Source organism: Pseudomonas sp. CGJS7, from assembly GCF_036961695.1.
Map to the genome: position 1 here is coordinate 1 of NZ_JBAMDI010000298.1, position 1,387 is coordinate 1,387.

Below are 1,387 nucleotides of genomic sequence, written 5' to 3' on the forward strand. Positions count from 1 at the left end.
CGCACCGACGCCGCCGTTGGCGGTCGGATCCCACAACAGCGAATCCTGGCCGAGCGAAGACACCTTGCTTTCCACCGCCTTCAACTGGCTGATGTTGGCCGCATCGGTATCGCCCGCACCCGCCGCGACGTTGGTCAGACGGCGTTCGCTGTTGACCCCGCCGACCGAGACCTCGCCCACCGGCATCGTGCCGGCCACGCCGTAGGTCGACGCCACCGGAACGTAAGCCGCGTTGCCGAGGCTGGCACCGTTGGCGACCGAGCCCGCGCCCAGAGCGACGCTGCCGACATGGCTGGCCTGCGCATTGCGGCCGATCGCGACCGCATCCGCTGCCGAGCTGACCGCGTTGTAACCAACCGCGGTGGAACCGGCGACTTGGGCGTGCGCATCGTCCTGAGCCAGACCGGTGTCGTTGGTGCGCGCATAACGCGTACCGCGGCCGTTCTGTTCCAGGTACGCCGGATCGGTCGGGCCGACCTGGTTCTGCAGGTTGGTGATGGCGCCTTCGTTGTTGGTGACGCGGTTGTCGAGGTTGGTGATGTCGCCCTCGGCCGTGGTCACGCGGCCGTCCAGCGCCGCGACGTCCTGGTTGGTCTGGAACAGTTGCGAGCCGTTGACCGCATCGGTGCTCGCCGCGCTCAGGTCGGCCGCGGTCACGCCAGTGATCTTGCCGGCGCCGCCGTCGTTGACCACCACATTGCCGAACTTCGGCGACTCGGCCAGCTGCACGTTGATCGCGCCGGTGGTCGGATCGGTCACCGTCTTCAGGTTGGCGCCCGAATAGGTGCCGGCCGTGGCCGCATCGCCGCGGATCGACAGCGTCTGGCCCAGGTCGCGGTGCACATCGCCAGCGGCGTTGTCGTTGCCGGTGAAGTTCATGCCCAGGGTCGTGGAACCGCCGGAGACCGCATCCAACTGGCTCTTGTTGACCGCATCGGTAGCGGCGACGCCCGCGGCGACGTTGCTCACGACTTGGTTGCCGGCGTTGATACCGGCCGAGGTCACGCTGGGGCCACCGGTGATGGTCAGACCGGTGTTGTCCAGACGCGTATTGCCCGCAACCACGCTGTTGACGGTGATGTCGTCGGCGAGGTCGAAGTTGACGTTATCGTCCGCACCGGTCTTGCTGACGACGATGTTGCCGTCGCCGTTCTTGAAGTCCACCGCTTCGCCCGGAGCCACGTTGGTGCTGTTAGCGCCTTGCGCGGTGATGTTGAAGCCGGCGTTGGCGGTCGAACCGACCGCATCGAGCTGGCTCTTGTTGACCGCATCGGTAGCAGCGACGCCCGCGGCGACGTTGCTCACGACTTGGTTGCCGGCGTTGATACCGGCCGAGGTCACGCTCGGACCGCCAGTGATGGTCAGGCCGGTGTTGTCCAGACGGCTG

The 1,387-nt window shown here is 67.1% G+C and carries 1 pseudogene; it reads right to left on the reverse strand.

Annotation, left to right across the window (positions count from 1 at the left end):
- Positions 1 to 1,387 (reverse strand): annotated as a pseudogene (locus V7787_RS52775) (hypothetical protein); the annotation flags it as partial.